Origin of the sequence: Delftia acidovorans SPH-1, assembly GCF_000018665.1 — a bacterium.
GTDB classification, from domain to species: Bacteria; Pseudomonadota; Gammaproteobacteria; order Burkholderiales; family Burkholderiaceae_C; genus Comamonas; species Comamonas acidovorans.
On sequence record NC_010002.1, the window covers coordinates 3,492,692 to 3,511,073 of the forward strand.

An 18,382-nucleotide genomic window follows, 5' to 3' on the forward strand; every position below is an offset into this window, starting at 1 on the left:
CCCGGCAGGGCAAGGGCGTGTCCACATTCAGGCATAGTTGAGGGTTGTGCAGAAAGTAGTGAAGTCCTGGGCATAACCGGAGCTTCTTATTACTTTATTTTTTTATAGTTTGCGTTTTTATACGCGCAACCTATATTTGCTCCCACTTCCCAACAATGCGCAGCGGCGTCCCCAGGCCGTCCTGCGCCGCGGCGTTTTTTCATGATCGAGATTCGGGATCTTTCCCTGACCTACAAGGGCCCCACCGGGCCCGTCCATGCCTTGCGGGGCATCAACCTGCAGATCGAGTCGGGCGAGGTGTTCGGCATCATCGGCCGCAGCGGCGCGGGCAAAAGCTCGCTGGTGCGCTGCCTGAACCTGCTCAACCGCCCGACCTCGGGCCAGGTGCTGGTGGGCGGCCGTGACCTGATGCAGCTGAGCGATGCCGAGCTGCGCACGGCGCGCCGCGACATCGGCATGGTGTTCCAGCATTTCAACCTGCTGTCCTCGCGCACGGTGTTCGACAACGCCGCGCTGCCGCTGGAGATGGCGGGCATGTCGGCCGACGACATCAAGAAGCGCGTGGACCCGCTGCTGGACCTGGTGGGCCTGAGCGCGCTGCGCGACCGCTATCCGGCGCAGATCTCTGGCGGGCAAAAGCAGCGCGTGGGCATTGCGCGCGCGCTGGCCAGCCACCCCAAGGTGCTGCTGTCGGACGAGGCCACCTCGGCCCTGGACCCCGAGACCACGCGCTCCATCCTGGACCTGCTGCGCAAGGTCAACCGCGAGCTGGGCCTGACCGTGGTGCTGATCACGCACCAGATGCAGGTGATCAAGCAGATCGCCGACCGCGTGGCCGTGATCGACGGCGGCGAGATTGCCGAGCTGGGCCCCGTGATCGACGTGTTCACGCGCCCGCAGCAGGCCATCACGCGCAGCCTGATCGACGAGATCGTGCCCCAGCAACTGCCCGAGTCGGTGGCCGTGCGCGTGAATGCGCTGGCCGCCCAGCTGGCGCCCGGCCAGCAAGGCCGGCTGCTGCGCCTGTCGTATGCGGGCGAGAGCGCCTACCAGCCCATCCTGTCGCACCTGATCCGCGAGCTGGGGCTGGACCTGTCCATCCTGCATGGCCAGATCGACGAGATCCAGGAGCAGACCTTCGGCTCGCTGGCCGTCTTCGCCAGCGGCGACGCGGCAAAGATCGATGCCGCCGTGGACCATCTGCGCGCCACGGGCGTGCAGGTGCAGATCGTTTCCACCAGGGATTGAGCGATGTTTGAGAATTTTTCGGAAATGATGCTGGAGCTGTTCGTCAGCTCGCTGTGGGAGACCATCATCATGGTCGGCGTCTCTGGCCTGGTGGGTGGCCTGATCGGCATTCCCCTGGGCGTGTTCCTGCGCCTGACCGACCACGGCGGCGTGCTGCAGAACGGCCCGGCCAACAAGATCGTGGGCTGGATCGTCAATGCCCTGCGCTCCACCCCCTTTATCATCCTTTTGGTCGCCATCATCCCGCTGACGCGTCTGATCACGGGCTCGTCCATCGGCACCTGGGCGGCCGTGGTGCCGCTGACCATTGCGGCTGCGCCCTTTGTGGCGCGGCTGGTGGAGACCGCGCTGCGCGAGGTGGACAACGGCCTGGTGGAAGCGGCCCAGTCCATGGGCGCCACCACGGGCCAGATCGTCTGGAAGATCCTGCTGCCCGAGGCGCTGCCCGGCATCGTGGCGGGCCTGACCATCAGCTTCGTGAGCCTGACCGGCTACTCGGCCATGGCCGGCGCCATTGGCGGCGGCGGCCTGGGCGACCTGGGCATTCGCTACGGCTACCAGCGCTTTTTGCCCGACGTGATGCTGGCTGTGGTCATCATCCTGATCTTCTTCGTGCAGGCCATCCAGAGCCTGGGCGACTGGGCGGTGCGCAGGCTCAGCCACCGCTGATCCACACACCCCGGCGGCCGGCGCGGCTGGCGCGGCCGGGGCGGCAAGCTGCCGCGAGATTGTCTGAAAGAGGGATTCCATGAAAAAGCGCGCATTGCTTCAATCGCTGGCCCTGGCCGCCGTCCTGCCGCTGGCGGGAATGGCCGCGCTGCCGGCCCATGCGGCCGACGGCTCGGTCACCATCGGCGTGACCTCGGGCCCGCATGCCCAGATCGCCGAGGTGGCCAGGAAGGTGGCCGAGAAGAACGGCCTGAAGGTGAAGCTGGTCGAGTTCGGCGACTTCATCCAGCCCAACGCTGCCCTGTCGCAGGGCGAGCTGGACGCCAACATCTACCAGCACCAGCCCTTCATGGACGCCCAGAACAAGGACCGCGGCTACAAGCTCGTGCCCGTGGCCCGTGCGGTCAACCAGCAGATGGGCGTGTACTCCAAGAAGATCAAAAGCCTGGCCGACCTCAAGAGCGGTGCGCGCGTGGGCATCCCCAACGACCCCACCAACGGCTCGCGCGCACTGATGGTGCTGGCCGCGCAAAAGCTGATCGAACTGAAGACCGGCGCGGGCGCCCGTGCCTCGGTGCTGGATATCACGGCCAATCCGAAGAAGCTGAGGTTCGTCGAGCTGGAGGCCGCCCAGCTGGCGCGCTCGCTGGACGATCTGGACGCTGCCGCCGTCAACAGCAGCTACGCCGTGGCCGCAGGCCTGTCGCCGCAAAAGGATTCGCTGGCGCTGGAAGCCACGGACACGCCGTACGTGACCGTGCTGATCGCCACGCGCGCGGGCCATGAGAAGGACGCGGGCCTGCAGGCCTTCGTCAAGGCCTACCAGTCGCCCGAGGTGCGCCAGTTCATCGACACGCAGTTCAAGGGCGCCTACACGGCGGCCTGGTAAGACCATGGGTGCCCTCGCATCCCACCGGGTTTCCGACGCGGACTTCGTGGCCGCCATCGGCGTGCAATGGCAGCACCGCCCGCTGGCGCCCGAGCCCGGCCTGGCCGCGCTGCTGGCACAGGCCCAGCTGGACGATGGCGGCAAGGCCACCGTGGTCCAGGCCGTGGGCATGCTGGTGGTCGACGAATGCGTGGCCCATGGCTACCACAGCATGGACCTGGTCGTGCTGCACCCAGGCACCCCGGGCCTGGACGAGGCGCTGGAGCGCTTCGACAAGCCCCACACCCATGCCGATGACGAGGTGCGCTACATCCTCGAAGGCGAAGGCCTGTTCGGCTTCTTTGATGCCGGCGGCCAAGAGCGCGTGCTGCGCGTGCAGCCCGGCGACTACCTGCGCATACCGGCCGGCGTGGAGCACCGCTTCACGCTGACCGCCACGCGGCGCATCAAGGCGCTGCGCCTGTTCGCCGATACGGCGGGCTGGGTGGCGCAATATACCCAGCGGCCCGCCGCTGCCATGGAGGTGCCTGCATGAGCCTGCCTGTCCCGACACTGTTCCAGACACTTGACGAGGCGCTGTTCACGCGCGCCCAGGACCTGCTGGACGAGGAATGGCTGGCCAAGGATGCCGACCTCGCCCCCGTGCTGCCCGTGGTGCTGGCGCGCGGCGTGGGCCAGGACTGGCACAAGGCCGGCACCTTCCGCCACCACCTGGCGGGAGTGGCGCGTTCGCTGGCGCTGTGGCGCCAGCCGCGCGACGTGCGCCTGCTGGGCCTGCTGCACAGCGTCTACGGCAACGCCTTCGTGGACCTGGTCAAGTTCGATGCGGGCAGCGAGCGCGGCCGCCTGCGCGAGCTGGTGGGCGAGGGCGCCGAGCACCTGGTCTACCTGTTCTGCACCATGAGCCGCACGCAGTTCATGCAGAAGATACTGGCCGGCGACCTGGCCGAAGACGGCTCCATGGCGCTGGAATCCGCCGGCCGCAGCCAGCGCCTGAGCGCCTATGAGGTGGCGGCCTTCACCATCGTGAGCATGGCCGATGCCATGGAGCAGTGGTTCAGCTGGCAGGAAGACATCTATTCGCAGTTTCCGCAGGTGCAGAACCAGCGGCAGCAGGGCGTGCACTGGGCGGCCTCGCTGTGGCCCGGCCCCATGCGGCCTGCCAGCCGCATGCTCAGCCAGATCAGCGACCTGGGCCGTTCGCTGCAGCACCCGGCGCTGCGCGCCCAGCTGCCGCTGCCGCCGGTGTTCGACCATTGCAGCCGGCAGCTGTCGCCCGGCGACGAGGCCGCTGCCGTGTCGCTGTACTGGTCGGTGATCCAGCTGGACCAGCCGCTGGTGGACCTGGACGCCGCCACGGCCGTGCTGGAAAGCGCCGTGCGCCTGAACCCCTGGGTGGGCGAGCCGCAGATGGTGCTGGCCCAGCTCTACCTGTCTGCCGGCCGCGCCGACGGCGCCGCGCGCGCAGCCGCCAGCGCGCTGCAGTGCTTCAGCGGCTGGGGCAATGCCTGGGACAAGCGCGTGCAGTGGGACGCCTGGATCGCCTGGACGCGCATCCTGCTGCAGTCGGCGCAGCAGGGAAGCTGGCCTGAACGGCTGGACAAGCTCAACAACCTGGCCCTGAAGGGCTGAGATGCAAAAAAGCCTGGCGCGAGAGCCAGGCTTTTTTGTGATGGGAGCGCGCCCGCGCCTTATTTGGCCGGCGCCGTTTCGGCCTTGGCGGCCGGCGCAGCGCTGGCGGGCACGGCGCCATCCTCGATCGCCTCGGGATGCATGGGCCGGCGTGCATAGCGCTGGGCCAGCACGGCGCAGACCATGAGCTGCAGCTGGTGGAAGACCATCAGCGGCAGCACGATGGCGCCCACCGCGCTGGACTCGAACAGCACCTTGGCCATGGGCACGCCGCTGACCAGGCTCTTCTTGGAGCCGCAGAACACCAGGGTGATCTCGTCCTCTTTGGAAAAGCCCAGGCGGCGCGCCGTCCACGACGTGATGACCAGCACCAGGGCCAGCAGGATGGACGACAGCAGCAGCAGGCCCAGCAGCGCAGGCAGGGGCGTCTGCTGCCACAGGCCGCTGATGACGGCGGCGCTGAAGGCCGTGTACACCACCAGCAGGATGGAGCCCTGGTCCACGAACTTCACGCGCTTGGCATGGCGCGAGATGAAGCCGCCGATCACGGGCCGCAGCAGATGGCCCAGCACAAAGGGCAGCAGCAGCTGCAGCGCGATCTTGCCGATGGCCTGCAGCGCATCGCCCCCTTCGGCGCTCTTGTGCAGCAGCATGCTGACCAGGATGGGCGTGATCACGATGCCCATCAGCGTGGAGGCCGATGCGCTGCACACGGCGGCGGGCATGTTGCCGCGCGCCATGGCCGTGAAGGCGATGGCCGACTGCACCGTGGCCGGCAGCGTGCACAGAAAGAGCACGCCCATGTACATCTCGGGCGTGACCAGTGGCTCCAGCACGGGGCGCAGCGCCCAGCCCAGCAGGGGAAAGAGCACGAAGGTGGCGGCAAAGATGGTCAGGTGCAGGCGCCAGTGGCCTATGCCGGCAAAGATGGCCTCGCGCGAGAGCTTGGCGCCGTGCAGGAAGAACAGCAGGCTGACCATGAGCGTGGTTGCCACCTCCAGCCATTGCGATACGGCGCCCGAGGCGGGCAGGAAGCTGGCCAGTGCCACGGTGGACAGCAGCATCAGCGTGAAATTGTCAGGGGCGAAGCGGGGGCGTGCCATGGGAAAACTCTCTCCAACTAACTATCGGTTCGTGCAGCCAGGCTGCAAGGCCCCGATTGGACGCCACGGCCATTGAAAAGAGAAATGGATTTATCTGATGGTTTTATAATTTTTCCGTATGAATATCAGCCTGCGCCAGCTGCGCGCCTTCCTGGCCGTGGCGGAAAGCCGCAACTTCAGCCGCGCCGGCGAGCTGATGGCGCTCACCCAGCCCGCCGTCAGCCGCAATGTCACCGAACTGGAGCAGGCCCTGGGCGTGCAGCTTTTGCACCGCACCACGCGCGAGGTGGAACTGACCGACGCCGGCCGCCTGCTGCAGGGCCATGCCACGCGCGTGCTGGACGCGCTGGATGAATGCCTGCTCGAAGTCAGCGGCCTGGCCACCCAGCGCCTGGGCAAGGTGCGCGTGGCCAGCAGCCCCACGCTGTCGGCCCACCTGATGCCGCGCTGCATTGCGCGCTGCCGCGAGCAGGCGCCGGGCATCGAGCTGCTGCTGCTGGACCGCATCCAGAGCGACGTGCTGCAAAGCGTGCGCAGCGGCGAGGTGGACTTCGGCGTGGTCATCGACCCGCAGGGCCGCGATGACCTGCACTGCGAAACCATACTCAGCGAGCCCTTTTGCCTGGTCTGCCCGGCCACGCACCGGCTGGCCCGCAAGCGCCAGGTGGCCTGGAGCGACCTGGCCGGCCAGCCGCTGGTACTGCTGGACCACGCCTCCGGCAGCCGCCGCCTGATCGACGCCGCGCTGCAGGCCCACGACGCCGAGGCCGCCGTCGTGCAGGAAGTCGGCCACACCACCACCATCTTCTGCATGCTCCAGGCGGGCCTGGGCCTGAGCGTGGTGCCGGAACTGGCCGTGCCGCAGGCATGGCGAACCCCCGGGAGTGGCGCCACCACCCCCGATGCCCTCGCCAGCCGCCCCCTGCTGCCGCGCGTGCAGCGCGACATCATGCTGGTGCGCCGCCGCCAGCGCGAACTGTCGCCGGTGGCGCAAAGCGTGTGGGATTTGATCAGGGGGGAGGCGGGGCAGCTGTGAGGCTGTGGCCACAAGCCGCCGCATACGGCCTGATCGCCTCGCGCACGCGGTCCAGCACCAGCGCGTGGGGCGAGGGTGCCAGCCGCCCGGCGCGCACGGCCTGGTATTGGGCGGGAAGGAACTGGCTGAGCATGTTCTCGGGCAGGGTGCAGGCGGACAGGTTGTCCAGCAGCCGGGCCACGGCGGCGTTCACCGTGGGGTCGGCCCAGTAGTAGCGGATGCGGTCGCTGTAGCTGTAGATGCGCAGCAGCCTTTGGGCGCCGGGATCGGGCTGCTCGCCGCGGTAGTAGCGCTCCCAGCTGGCGGGGCGGCCCAGCATGGCGGACTCCAGCACGGCGGGCAGGTGGGAGCGCTGGTGCGCGTCGATGAGCTGCTCTTCGATGGCGGCCAGCGCGAACAGCACCTCGCGCAGCGCAAAGGTGGCGCCGGGGCCGACCTTGAGGATGGCAAAACCGTCCTGCACCAGCTGGCGCAGGGCCTCGGGCCGCTGGTAGTCGGTGGAGTGGGCCTCGAAGACCAGTTGCGGGTGCTGGCGCAGCAACTGCTTGAGGTCGGCCGCTTCACCGGGCGCGTAGTCCACCACGCGCGTGTGATCGAACTCCACCCCGGGCTGGACCACCATGGCAATGACGCGCGGCCAGACGGGGTCCAGCCCCTGTTGCGCGAAGACTTCACGGTGCACCTGCAGCGTGCGCTGGGCGTCGGCGCGGGCAGTGACTTGCACATGCTCCAGCGCATGCGCGGCGCCGCCGGGCACGGGCACTTCGGTGCCGATCACGTAGACGGGGCCGGGCGCCGGGCAGGTGCTGCCGCGCTCGGCCGCCTGGCAGAGCAGGGCAGCGCGGCGGGCCACGGTTTCGTCGTCCAGCGCCTGGGGGTCGTCTGCGCAGGCCATGCTGGCGTCCAGGTGCAGCTTCACGAAGCCGGCCGCCGCATAGGCGTGCACCAGGTCCTGCGCCAGGTCCATGGCCTCGGCGGCAGGCAGGTGCGTCCACGCCGTGGGGCCCAGGTGGTCGCCGCCCAGCAGCACGCGGTCGGGCGGCAGGCCGACGCGGTGGGCGATGGCCAGCACGAAGCGGCGGAAGTCGGCGGGCTGCATGCCGGTGTAGCCGCCGAACTGGTTGACCTGGTTGGCGGTGGCTTCCACCAGCAGGGGCGTGCCGTCGTCCAGCGCCTGGTGCATGGCGGCCTCGATGACCAGGGGATGGGCCGAGCAGATGGAGTAGATGCCGAGTGCGCTGCCTGTTGCGCGCGCATCGCCTGCGGCAGCTGGCGTTTGCCTGGAGCGTGACTGCGCCAGGCGGGTGAAGTGGGTGAGATGGGTGGGGTGGGTGAGGTGGGCGGGCATGGTTTCAGCCCTCCATCACCGCATGCCGCAGGTGCTGCGGCTGTTGTGCCAGCAGTGCGTCGAGCCCGGCAAAGCCGGATGTGCCCTCCATCGGCCCCTTGCTGGAGACGGCCAGCGCGCCGGCCGCATTGGCGTAGCGCAGCGATTGCAGCGCGGTCTTGCCCATGCGCCGGCAGGCGATGAAGGTGGCGCCAAAGCAGTCGCCCGCGCCCGTGGGGTCGGCCACGTTCACGCGGAGGGCGTCGAGGTCGATGCGCTCGTCGGCACTGAAGTAGCTGCAGCCGTCGGCGCCGCGCTTGACCACGATTTCGCGCACGCCGCGCGTAAAGATCTCGGCGATGGCGCCTGCCTCGTCGGCCGAGCGGGCCAGCTGCGTGACCTCGTGGCCGCTGGGCAGGAAGATGTCGGTGAACTCCAGGATGTAGGCCAGGGCTTCGCGCATTTCGGGGATGCGCAGCATCTCCTTGCGCACGTTCGGGTCGAAGGACACGGTGCCGCCCTGGGCCTTGACGATCTCGATGGCCTTCTTCATGGCATCGATGATGCGAAACGAGAACAGCGACGAGCCCATGACATGGAAGTGCGCGCAGTCCTTGAGCACGGCCTGGTTGACCTGCTCGGGCTGCAGCTGTGCCGAGGCGCTGTTGGTGATGTTGAAGATGAAGTCGCGCTCGCCGCTGTCGCGGTAGGTGACGAAGGCGCTGCCCGTGACGGCGCCCTTGCACACGGCGATGGCGCTGGTGTCCACCCCGTCGCGGCGCAGGCGGTCGATGTTGAGCCAGCCAAAATCATCATCGCCCACGCAGCCGATGATGGCGGCCGGATGCCCCAGCCGGGCCACCTGGTCGATGAAGATGGCGGGCGCCCCGCTGGCATAGGGCCCGGTCAGCGGCCCCGGCGCGCGAAAGCTCTGGCCTTTTTGCTCGGCCATGATTTCGACGAGGATCTCGCCCATGGTCATGATGGATTGCATGCTCTCCCTCCCTCTGGAATCAAACCCCGTGCGCCGTTCGCTGCGCCGCTGGCCCATGCGTCAGCGCCTGCGCCTGCTGTGCACATCGATGCACACGGCCACCAGAATCACGCTGCCCTTGACGATGAGCTGATAGAAGTAGGGCACGCTCATCAGGTTCATGCCGTTGTTGATGACGCCGATCATCAGCGCCCCTATCAAGGTGCCCGCAACGCTGCCGTGGCCTCCGGCCAGACGCGTGCCGCCCAGCACGGCGGCGGCAATGGCGTCCAGCTCCCAGCCCATGGCCGCGTTGGGCTGGGCCGAGTACAGGCGCGAGGTGAGCAGCAGGCCGCCCACGGCCGCCATCAGCCCCGACAGCATGAAGATGGCGATCTTGAGCCGCCCCACCCGTATGCCCGCATAGGTGGCCGCCTCGGCATTGCCGCCTGCCAGATAGATCTTGCGGCCAAAGACGGTACGGGCCAGCACGAAGTGGTTGGCGGCCAGCAGTGCGGCCAGGATCCAGATGGGCACGGGCATGCCCAGCCATTCGCCGTTGCCGATCCACAGAAAAGCCTCGTTGTCCACTGGCGCCGGCATGCCGCCCGAGACGATATAGGCCAGCCCCCGGAAGATGCCCATGGTCGCCACCGTCACGATGAAGGACGGCAGATGCAGCAGCGCCGACAGCGAGCCGTTGAGTGCCCCCAGCAGCAGGCCGCACAGCAGCACGGCGGGCAGCACCAGGGCGGGCGCCAGGCCCTGGCCCAGCATCAGGCCGGCCACGCTGCCGGCCAGGGCGACCACCGATCCCACCGAGAGGTCGATCTCGCCCAGCAGCAGCACATAGGTCATGCCGAAGGCCACGATGGCGATGATGGACACCTGCAGCAGCACGTTGCGCAGGTTGCCGCCCGTCAGAAAGGCCGGCGACAGCAGGGAAAACAGCAGCACCAGGGCGGCCAGGCCCATGAGGGTGCCGGCGTGGCGCCGCAGCGATCGCCAGCCACCTCGCAAGCCGTCTCGCCAGGTTTCCTGGCTGTCCGGGATGCCTTCGGCGGCGTCGACGGCGTCGGAGGCATTGGAGGAGCCAGGCGCGGTGATGCTCAGTTCGGAAGGGGTCATGGCAGTCCTGCTCCGGTGGCGTGCGCCATCACGGTCTCCTGGCGCAGATGGAGGGTGTCCAGGCTCTGGACGAGGCGCTTGTTGCGCATGACCAGCAGGCGGTCGCTCATGGCCAGTGCCTCGGGCAGCTCCGACGACACCAGGATGACGGCCGTGCCGGCCGCTGCCAGCTCGCGGATCAGGGCATAGATCTCGAACTTCGCGCCCACGTCGATGCCGCGCGTGGGCTCGTCCAGCACCAGCAGCCGGGGCCGCATGGCCAGCCATTTGGCGAACACGATCTTTTGCTGGTTGCCGCCCGACAGCTGGCGCACGGGCTGGTGCAGGCCGGCAACGCGTATCTTCAGCCGCTGCACGCAGGCGCGGGCCAGCGATTGCTCGGCCGCCTCGTCGGTGAGCAGCGCGCCGCCGCGCCCGCTGTGCACCTGCACCATGCAGATGTTGTGCTGCACGGACTGGTCCAGCACCAGGCCTTGCTCCTTGCGGTTCTCGGTCACGAAGGCCATGCCCTGGCCAATGGCGTCGGCCGGCGAGCGCAGGCGCAGCGGCCGGCCGTGCATGAGGATGCTGCCCGTGCAGCGGTGCATGCCGAACAGCGCATCCATGACATCGGACCGGCCCGAGCCCACCAGACCGAAAAAGCCCACGATCTCGCCCGCGTGGACCTCGAAGTCAATGCCTTCGAAGCGCCCGGCCAGGCCCAGGCCGCGCACCTGGAGCAGGGCGCGCGTGCTGCGGTCAGGGGCGGGGCCGCGCGGCGGATAGATGTCCTGCATCTGGCGCCCCACCATGAGCGCGATCAGCGCCCCGATGTCGGTCTCGTCCCGCGCCAGGGTGCAGATGGAGCTGCCATCGCGCATGACGGTGATCTCGTCGGAGATGCGCATGATCTCGTCCATGCGGTGCGAGACGTAGATGATGGCGCGCCCCTCGGCCTTGAGGCGGGCGATGAGGGTGAAGAGAATCTGCGCCTCGCTGTCGCTGAGCGAGGAGGTGGGCTCGTCCATGATGACGATGCGCGCGGGCTGGGCCAGCGCCTTGGCGATCTCCACCAGCTGGCGCTGGGCCAGCGACAGTTCGGCCACCTGCGCGTTGGGGTCCAGGTCCATGCCCAGTCGGGCCAGCAGCGCGGCGGCGTCGCGGCGCAGTGCGCGGCGGTCCACGCAGCCGGCCCGCTGCGGGAGCCGCGCGGCAAACAGGTTGTCCGCCACGCTGAGGTTGGGCGCCAGGCTCAGCTCCTGGTGAACGATGGCGATGCCGTGGCGCTGCGCATCGGCGGGGCTGGCCAGCTCGGTGCCGGCCCCCTCGATCAGCAGCTGGCCGCCATCGGGCCGGTGCACGCCGGCCAGGATCTTGAGCAGGGTGGATTTGCCGGCCCCGTTCTCGCCCAGCAGCGTGTGCACCGTGCCTGCGCGCAGGCGGAAGGACACGCTTTTGAGCGCCTGCACGGCGCCGAAGGATTTGGCCAGCTCCCGGGCTTGCAGCAGTGGGGGCGGCATTGCGGCGTCATCCTGGGGATGGCCGGGGCAGGGCTTCGCAGATGGGCCTGGCATGGCTTGCTCCGCAGGTCCGTATCTAGCTATCTGGCGGCAGCCGTGTACACGCCGGGCAACACGGGGTGGAATTTTTCCACCGGCTTGCCCGACAGCAGCTGCGCGGCAATGGCCACGGCTTGCAGTCCCAACTGGTCGGGGTACTGGCGGATCACGCCCACAAAGGCTGGTTCGCGGTCCACGGCCGCGCGCGCCTCGGCCATGCCGTCAAAGCCGACGATCTTGACCTGCTCCAGCTTTTTTGCGCCCTTGACGCTGGCCAGTGCAGCCAGGGCCGCGTCGTCGCCAAACCCGAAGATGCCCGCGAGATCGGGGTGGGCCTGCAGCATGTTCTGCGAAGCGGCCAGGGCCTCGGCCCGCGTGATGCCCGGCTGCACGGAGACGATCTTCATGCCGGGGAAGGTGGCGATGGCGGCCTTGAAACCCTCCACGCGATCGACCACGGACTGTATGGACGGGTAGTGCAGCACGCCGATCTGGCCCTTGCCGCCGGTGGCCCGACCCATGAGCTGGCCGGCCAGCACGCCGCCGGCGCGGTTGTCGGTGGCCACGTGCGATGCGACCTCGACCCCGCTGGCTGCAATGTCCACGGTGATCACGGGAATGCGGGCGGCGGCAGCCTTGAGCACGGCGGCCTTCACGCCGCGTGAATCCACGGGCGACAGGATGATGGCATCGACCTTCTTGCTGACGAAGTCCTCCACATCGGAGATCTGCTTGCCCAGGTCCTGGTTGGCAATGCTCAGGTCCAGCTTCAGCCCCTGCCGCGCGGCTTCCTGCTGCATGGCCTGGGCCAGCTCCAGGTAGAACGGGTGCTGCTGCGTGAGCAGGGACACGCCGATGGTGCGGGCAGGGCTGGGGCCGGGGCCCGGCTGTGCAAGCGCCGGGCTGGCCGGCAGGCCGAATGTGAATGCGCCGGCCAGCATGCGCCGGAGAAACGTGTTGCGGTCCATGGCTGTCTCCCTCCCTCTGTCGTTGTGGAAAAGCTCAGGTTCTGGCGAATTCGATGCGGCCCTCGGCCTTGCGGGTGGCCTGCAGCCGGTGGTGCGCCAGCAGATCGAAGGCGCCCGGCTCCATGTCCTGGTGGGTGCACAGGCCGTCGATCTGGGCGATGTCGCAGACCGGGTGCCCGCCCGTGGTGCTGTCCAGATCCAGGGCCAGCGCCACGGCCTTGGTGCTGTGCTCCACGGCTGCCGAATACAGGCGAGCCGCGCCTGGATCGCGGCACAGCAGGCGGTTGCGGTCGTCGATGCCGCAGATCTCGAACAGGCAGATGTCCAGCGGCCGGGCCCGCAGGCCCGCTTCCGCCCCGGGGCCGATGAGGCCGGGCTCGTCGCCGGCCAGCGTGCCGCCCGTGACGTGAATGGCGCAATCGAGAAACTGCCGTGCCGTCGCCACCATGGCCAGGTCGTGCAGCGTCAGCGCAATGCCCTGGCGGCTGGCCAGCAACGGCAGCACGCGGTGGGTGATGCGGCCGCTGCCCAGGAAGACCGAGGCGTCGTCCTCGATCCAGCCCAGCGCGCCCTGGGCCACCTGGGCCTGCGCCGGGCCTTGCGCGGCGGCAGGGGCGCCGGGTATCTCGGCGGCCGTCTTGAGCAGGGCCGGGTTGTAGCGCGCCTTGCCGAAGGCGCGCACCACATAGCCTTGCTGCTCAAGGTAGTGCAGGTCGTTGCGGATGGTGACGGTGGAGACGCCGAAGAGCACGCTCAGCGCCTCCACCCGCACCTCGTCGGTCTTGCGCGCCAGCTCCACGATCTGCAGCCTGCGCTTGAGTGAACTGTTGCCTTGGTCCTGCATGGATTCTTTCGATTCGAAAGTTTTTTATTTCGTGTCGAAAGTTTCCCTGCGTGCAAACGCCACGTCAAGCGCTCCCCGGGTATTCACCGGGGCGTCCGCTTCGGGGAGGGCTATCGGCTGGCCACGCCCAGGTTCACGACCACCGGCCGCTGCAACTGTGCCGTCCAGGCCCGGTAGGTCCGGTGGGCCAGGGCGTTCAGCACGGGAATGCGCAGGTCCAGGTGGCGCAGGATCTCGCTCTCGGTCTGCGCCGCGGGGCCGCGTGCGCGCAGCAGCTCGTCATGGCCTTCGGTGCACCAGGCGGCCACGCTGGCGGCGGTCACTTCCATGTGGCCCTGGAAGGCCCAGTGCCGGCCGTGGCGAAAGCCCTTGTTCAGGCAGTGGCTGCCGTACATGGTGCGCACGGCGCCGCGCGGGATCTCGAAGGTGTCGTAGTGCCAATGGAAGATCGTCGCCTCGCGCGGCAGGTCCATGACCTGCTGGGCGGCGGCCGTCACCCAGATGCGGCTCCAGCCAATGTTGGGGCAGGGGTTGCGCCAGACCCTGGCGCCCATGGCGCGCGCCAGCATCTGTGCGCCAAAGCAGTGGCCGAGCACGGGGATGTCGCTGCGCAGCGCATCGGCCAGCAGGGCCTGTTCATCCTCCATCCACGGCAGGCCCTCGTTCACGCTGTGGTTGCTGCCCAGCACCACGATGCCGCTGTAATCGGCGGCGTGCACAGGGGCTGTGCCATCGAGGGCGGGCTGCAACAGTCGGTAGGGAATGCACTGCTGCTCCAGGTGTTCACGCAGAACGCCGGGGCCCTGGGCGGATTCGTGCTGGAGGATGGCGACAGGTCTCATGGCGGCGCGGCTTCATCGGGAAGCCATTTGTTGTGAGGCCTTGACTCTAGGCACGGCTGCCTCAAGGGCGGATTGTGTTTGCGCACAACGCCATCAAGGCCGCATCAAGGCCGCCCCATGCCTTGCGCAGGCCCAACGCAAAAAGGCGCCACGGCCGTGGCGCCTTTGATGGTGGCAACTACGTCAATCGTGGTGCCGCCCGGAGCGCTGCGGGCCCGGCTGCCTGCCACGGCGGCGCAGTCCCAGCGCCGCCGCGCCCAGCAGGAGCAGGGAGGCCCAGGCCCCGCCCACGGGGATGGCTGCGACGGAGTCGCTGCCTGGGGCATCGCCCGCGCCAGGCGTGGTCTTGGTGGTGGTCGCAGTGCTTGAGTCGACATCGCCCGTCGCCTGGGTCTGGGTGACCGTGATGGTCACCGATCCCTTGGGCAGGCCGCTCACGTCTGTGGCAGGAGTGGTCCAGTGGCCATTGCCATCGCAGGGCACGGTCACCACCACGGCCTTGGGTGCCGTGCCGATGGTCACCGTCACGCTGCCACCGCCGGCCGTGCAGGTGCCAGAGAGGATGTAGCCGCCCTGGTTGCCCGCGTCTATCGGGGGAGGATTCACCACCGTGACCGAGGGCGTGGTGGGCGGCGTGGTATCGACCTTGGTGACCGTGGCATCGGCCGTGCCCGAATTGCCGGCGGCATTGGTCTGAGCCACATGGATGCCCACCGTGCCCGCAGGCAGTGCGCTCACGTCGGTGGCGGGGGTGGTCCAATGGCCATTGCTGTCGCAGGGCGCAGTGGCCACTACCGCGTTGGGCGCCGTGCCTATGGTCACCGTAACGCTGCCTGCGCCGACTGAGCAGGTGCCAGAGAGGATGTAGGCGCCCTGGTTGCCGGCATTGATTTGGGGCGCGCTGCCCACTGTGACCACAGGCAGCGTGGTGTCTGCCTTGGTGACGGAGACATTGGCGGTCCCTGTATTGGCAGCCGCATCGGTCTGGCTTGCCTGGATGGGCACCGTGCCCGCAGGCAGCCCGCCCAGGTCGGTGGCGGCAGTGGTCCATTTGCCATTGCTGCCGCAGGCTGCGATGGCTTCCACGGAGTTGGGCGCCGTGCCGATGCGCACCCTGACATCGCCATCGCCGGCCGTGCAGGTGCCCGAGACGGTGTAGCCGTGCTCATTGCCGGCATTGATCGCGGCTGCGTTGTCCACCGCGACCACGGGTGCCGTCGTGTCCGTGGCTGCGGCCGTGGTCTTGGTGGTGATGACACTTCGCGTGCCGGTGTTGCCGGCCGCATCGGTCTGGGTGGCCGTGATGTCCACCGGACCCAGGGGCAGGCTGGCCACATTGGCAGCGGGTGCCGTCCAGGCTCCGGCTGCATTGCAGGCCGTCGTCATGGTCACGAACTTCGGGGCCGTGCCGATGGTCACCTTCACATTGCCATCGTCCGCGGTGCAACTGCCTGCGACGATGTAGGCCTCCTGGTTGTCTGCATTGATCACCGGGGACGTGGTGATGTCTACCGCAGGTGGCGTGGTATCTCCTTGCGCTGCGGTGCAGTCGGCAAGCGAGGCTTGCGAATGGCCCAAGACGAGGTTGACGTCGGCGAGGGTGGGTATTTTCGCGCCAATGCGCAGGGCATTGACTTCCATTCCCCCATCCACGGGAGTTTGCTCATTGAAAACGATTTCCAGGATTCCGGTATTCAGTCCGGTATTGGGGGGTGGATTCAGTGGAATTGGGACAGGGATACCGAGCACGGAGATGCTCAGGTTCTCGATGGTCGCGGCCCCGGTGGGCTGGATGGCGCCATTGACGCAGGTTGCCTGCACTTGGGACTGCAGCACATCAGCCTTGATGGCTACGACGCCAGCGATGGACAGGTTGATGTCACTGATGCCTGCGGTTGTTTCGACGCGGTTTTGCGCCAGCGAGCTCCCGGTGCTTGCCGAGAGCACACCCGCCTTCAATGAAATCAAGCTGTTGGTGGCGCCCCCGATGTCTGCAGCAAGCATTTTCCCGGAGACATTGAACGCCGGCGGCGCACTCTGCAGTCCGGTATCTACCAGCGGGATATCCAGCCCGAGGTCTACCAATGAAACGCCGGCCTTCACTTCCAGCGCATAGCCGCGACCTTCCCCTGCCGAGGCGGCCCATGCGGTGCCACCTGTCCCAAAAACGATTGTGCAGCTGACTGCCATTGCCGCCGTAAAGCCGGCCAATTTCCGTCGATTTCCCGCGCCACGCTTTTGCATGCCATCGCCCTTTCATGAGTTCCTGAATTGAATGACCATCAAGCCGATGAATGGCTTGCCTGTTTTCAAAAGCGGAATCTAAAGGGTTGATTGCGTTTTGTAATGATCTTTTTGATGAAAATCGGATTTTCAGAGTCGTCCTAGGATTATTGAGGAAATGGGATTTATCCTAGGAATAGCTTATTTGATCTCGGATGTTTCTGATTGATTATGAAAATACCGTTTTTCAAGAGCTTCTGAGAAGTGTCCTGGCCGGGCTCTCGAGGCGCCTGGCATGCCCCCGCGATTTGTCCTGCGCAGCAATTCGCCTGTGGCCTTGCCGCAAGGTGGGACAGGTGCGGCCCAGCACGCCGGGGGCCGCAGCCGGGGTGCGTTACGGCTTGGGTGTTTGCCTGCCCAGGCGCAGCTCGCTGACCAGCACCCCGCCCACGATCAGCGCAGCCCCCAGAATTGCCAGCCCCGGCAGCCGGTCGCCGGCCATGCGTCCCACGATGCCGGCCCAGACCGGCTCGCTTGCATAGATCACGGTCGCACGCGTGGGCGACAGGGACTTCTGGGCCCAGTTCATGGTCAGCTGGATGAGGATGCTGGCGCAGGCCATGGCCACCGCGGCGGACAGCCAGACCCATGAGAAATCGGGCACGGATTCGCCCGACACCGGCATGGCCAGCAGCGCCATGACGCCGGCCGCCAGCAACTGCACCGTGGTCACGCGCCGCGCATCGACCTTGCCCGCGAAATGCCCGATCAGCAGCACCTCGGCCGCAATAGCCAGCGTGCTCAGCATGGTTGCCATCTCGCCCACGTTCAACTCCATGCCGCCGGACTCCGGTCCCGCCACCAGCATGAGTCCCGTGAAGGCCAGGCCAATGCCTATCCAGCTCATCAATCGCGGGGGCTTGCCCATCACCAGCCATTGCACAAGAGGCACCAGCGGCACATACAGCGCCGTCAGAAACGCCGACTTGCTGCTGCTGATGGTCTGCAGCCCGAAGGTCTGCAGGCCATAGCCCAGGAAGATGCTGGTGCCGATGGCGATGCCTGCCACCAGCTCGGTGCGCGTGAGCCCGGCCATGGCCTTGCGGAACACCAGCAGCCCGATCAAACCCGCCGTGACAAAGCGCAGGCCCACAAAGAACAGCGGCCCGCTGTGCTGCATGGCCAGGTGGACCACGAGAAAGGTGCCGCCCCAGACCATGGTGACGGCTATCAGGGCCAGCTCCTGCCGGCTGAGCAGTGGCGTGCGCGAACTGTGAGAAGATGACGTGTGCAACATATTGCGCAGATCATATGAGAAATATATTGCACAGCGCTGGCGAGCGCTCCGATGTCCTGGCTTTCGTCAGCGAAAACCTGCGCCGTCTGCGCCAGCGTGCAGGACTGAGCCAAGCGGCCCTGGCCCAGGCCGCAGGCCTGAGCCGGCGCATGGTCGTGCAGCTGGAAGGCGGCGACACCAACATCAGCCTGTCCAGCCTGGACAGGCTGGCCGATGCGCTGGGCGCCAGCTTCATAGAAATCGTCAGCGACCCGGCCGCGCAGCGCCTGCGCATGGATGCCATGGCCTGGCGCGGCACCCGGCCCGAAAGCCAGGCCATGCTGCTGGGCAGCGTGCCCGCCACGCGCGAGGCCCAGCTGTGGTCCTGGTCCCTTGGGCCCGGCGAACGCTACCAGGCCCAACCCGACCCGGAAGGCTGGCATGAAATGATCGTCGTGGTCGAAGGCCGCCTGCTGGTGGACCTGAGCGAAGGCCCCATGACCATCGAGGCCGGCGACTACGCCATCTACGGCAGCGCCCAGGACTACGCCTATGTGAACCTGCACGAAGGCGTGACGCGGTTCATTCGCAATGTGATTTCGTGAGGGCGCTGCAGCGGTCTGTGCCGTGCTCTGGGCAAGGCACTGTCGTCAGTGAAATGCGGTGGCCTGCGGTGCCGCTTCAGA

Annotated in this window: 18 protein-coding genes; 8 read left to right on the forward strand and 10 right to left on the reverse strand. The window is 67.6% G+C overall.

The window, feature by feature from the left end; translation table 11 throughout:
• Nucleotides 1-201: 201 nt before the first annotated feature.
• The 5 genes from DACI_RS15900 to DACI_RS15920 all read left to right on the forward strand — a co-directional run bounded on the left by DACI_RS15900 (nt 202) and on the right by DACI_RS15920 (nt 4,438).
• On the forward strand, nt 202-1,248 hold the full coding sequence (locus DACI_RS15900; protein ID WP_012205010.1) for a methionine ABC transporter ATP-binding protein: 1,047 nt from the start codon (nt 202-204) through the stop codon (nt 1,246-1,248).
• Between the two features lie 3 nt (nt 1,249-1,251).
• Nucleotides 1,252-1,917 (forward strand): methionine ABC transporter permease, encoded by a 666-nt coding sequence (locus tag DACI_RS15905; RefSeq protein WP_012205011.1) that lies wholly within the window; start codon nt 1,252-1,254, stop codon nt 1,915-1,917.
• A gap of 79 nt (nt 1,918-1,996) precedes the next feature.
• A complete protein-coding gene (locus DACI_RS15910; protein WP_012205012.1) occupies nt 1,997-2,806 on the forward strand; it encodes a MetQ/NlpA family ABC transporter substrate-binding protein in 810 nt (269 codons plus the stop codon).
• A 4-nt stretch (nt 2,807-2,810) separates the two neighbouring features.
• Nucleotides 2,811-3,341, forward strand: coding sequence for a cupin domain-containing protein (locus tag DACI_RS15915; RefSeq protein WP_012205013.1), 531 nt, complete (start codon nt 2,811-2,813; stop codon nt 3,339-3,341).
• Nucleotides 3,338-4,438 (forward strand): DUF6817 domain-containing protein, encoded by a 1,101-nt coding sequence (locus tag DACI_RS15920; RefSeq protein WP_012205014.1) that lies wholly within the window; start codon nt 3,338-3,340, stop codon nt 4,436-4,438. Before DACI_RS15915 ends, DACI_RS15920 begins: the two co-directional genes overlap by 4 nt.
• Nucleotides 4,439-4,497: 59 nt before the next feature.
• Here DACI_RS15920 and DACI_RS15925 read toward each other — a convergent pair whose 3' ends face one another.
• Nucleotides 4,498-5,541, reverse strand: coding sequence for a bile acid:sodium symporter family protein (locus DACI_RS15925; protein WP_012205015.1), 1,044 nt, complete (start codon nt 5,539-5,541; stop codon nt 4,498-4,500).
• 118 nt (nt 5,542-5,659) lie between these two features.
• Between DACI_RS15925 and DACI_RS15930 the strand changes: the two genes are divergently transcribed.
• Nucleotides 5,660-6,577 (forward strand): LysR family transcriptional regulator, encoded by a 918-nt coding sequence (locus tag DACI_RS15930; protein ID WP_012205016.1) that lies wholly within the window; start codon nt 5,660-5,662, stop codon nt 6,575-6,577.
• Here the strand turns inward: DACI_RS15930 and DACI_RS15935 are convergent.
• The 8 genes from DACI_RS15935 to DACI_RS15970 form a co-directional block, all read right to left on the reverse strand.
• On the reverse strand, nt 6,552-7,925 hold the full coding sequence (locus DACI_RS15935) for a D-tagatose-bisphosphate aldolase, class II, non-catalytic subunit (protein WP_012205017.1): 1,374 nt from the start codon (nt 7,923-7,925) through the stop codon (nt 6,552-6,554). The genes DACI_RS15930 and DACI_RS15935 overlap by 26 nt on opposite strands.
• A 4-nt stretch (nt 7,926-7,929) precedes the next feature.
• Nucleotides 7,930-8,898, reverse strand: a complete 969-nt coding sequence (locus DACI_RS15940) for a tagatose kinase (protein ID WP_012205018.1) — start codon at nt 8,896-8,898, stop codon at nt 7,930-7,932.
• A gap of 60 nt (nt 8,899-8,958) precedes the next feature.
• A complete protein-coding gene (locus DACI_RS15945; protein WP_012205019.1) occupies nt 8,959-10,005 on the reverse strand; it encodes an ABC transporter permease in 1,047 nt (348 codons plus the stop codon).
• Complete coding sequence (locus DACI_RS15950) at nt 10,002-11,504, reverse strand: sugar ABC transporter ATP-binding protein (RefSeq protein WP_225970928.1); 1,503 nt, start codon at nt 11,502-11,504, stop codon at nt 10,002-10,004. The genes DACI_RS15945 and DACI_RS15950 overlap by 4 nt, the downstream gene beginning before the upstream one ends.
• An 80-nt stretch (nt 11,505-11,584) precedes the next feature.
• Nucleotides 11,585-12,511 (reverse strand): substrate-binding domain-containing protein, encoded by a 927-nt coding sequence (locus tag DACI_RS15955; RefSeq protein WP_012205021.1) that lies wholly within the window; start codon nt 12,509-12,511, stop codon nt 11,585-11,587.
• 34 nt (nt 12,512-12,545) lie between these two features.
• Nucleotides 12,546-13,355, reverse strand: coding sequence for a DeoR/GlpR family DNA-binding transcription regulator (locus DACI_RS15960; RefSeq protein ID WP_012205022.1), 810 nt, complete (start codon nt 13,353-13,355; stop codon nt 12,546-12,548).
• A gap of 110 nt (nt 13,356-13,465) precedes the next feature.
• The gene (locus DACI_RS15965; RefSeq protein WP_012205023.1) at nt 13,466-14,197 is read right to left on the reverse strand and encodes a type 1 glutamine amidotransferase; all 732 of its coding nucleotides are present in this window, start codon (nt 14,195-14,197) and stop codon (nt 13,466-13,468) included.
• A gap of 183 nt (nt 14,198-14,380) precedes the next feature.
• Nucleotides 14,381-15,775 carry a hypothetical protein gene (locus DACI_RS15970; protein ID WP_225970929.1) on the reverse strand — a complete coding sequence of 465 codons (1,395 nt, stop codon included), beginning with the start codon at nt 15,773-15,775 and terminating at the stop codon, nt 14,381-14,383.
• Between DACI_RS15970 and DACI_RS32520 the strand changes: the two genes are divergently transcribed.
• Nucleotides 15,767-16,159 carry a hypothetical protein gene (locus DACI_RS32520; protein ID WP_225970930.1) on the forward strand — a complete coding sequence of 131 codons (393 nt, stop codon included), beginning with the start codon at nt 15,767-15,769 and terminating at the stop codon, nt 16,157-16,159. The genes DACI_RS15970 and DACI_RS32520 overlap by 9 nt on opposite strands.
• 655 nt (nt 16,160-16,814) lie before the next feature.
• Here the strand turns inward: DACI_RS32520 and DACI_RS15975 are convergent.
• Nucleotides 16,815-17,717: a DMT family transporter gene (locus DACI_RS15975; protein WP_012205025.1), complete on the reverse strand. Its 903-nt coding sequence runs from the start codon at nt 17,715-17,717 to the stop codon at nt 16,815-16,817.
• A 14-nt stretch (nt 17,718-17,731) separates the two neighbouring features.
• Here DACI_RS15975 and DACI_RS15980 point away from each other — a divergent pair, with 14 nt between their 5' ends.
• On the forward strand, nt 17,732-18,301 hold the full coding sequence (locus tag DACI_RS15980; protein ID WP_012205026.1) for a cupin domain-containing protein: 570 nt from the start codon (nt 17,732-17,734) through the stop codon (nt 18,299-18,301).
• The last annotated feature ends 81 nt before the right edge of the window (nt 18,302-18,382 follow it).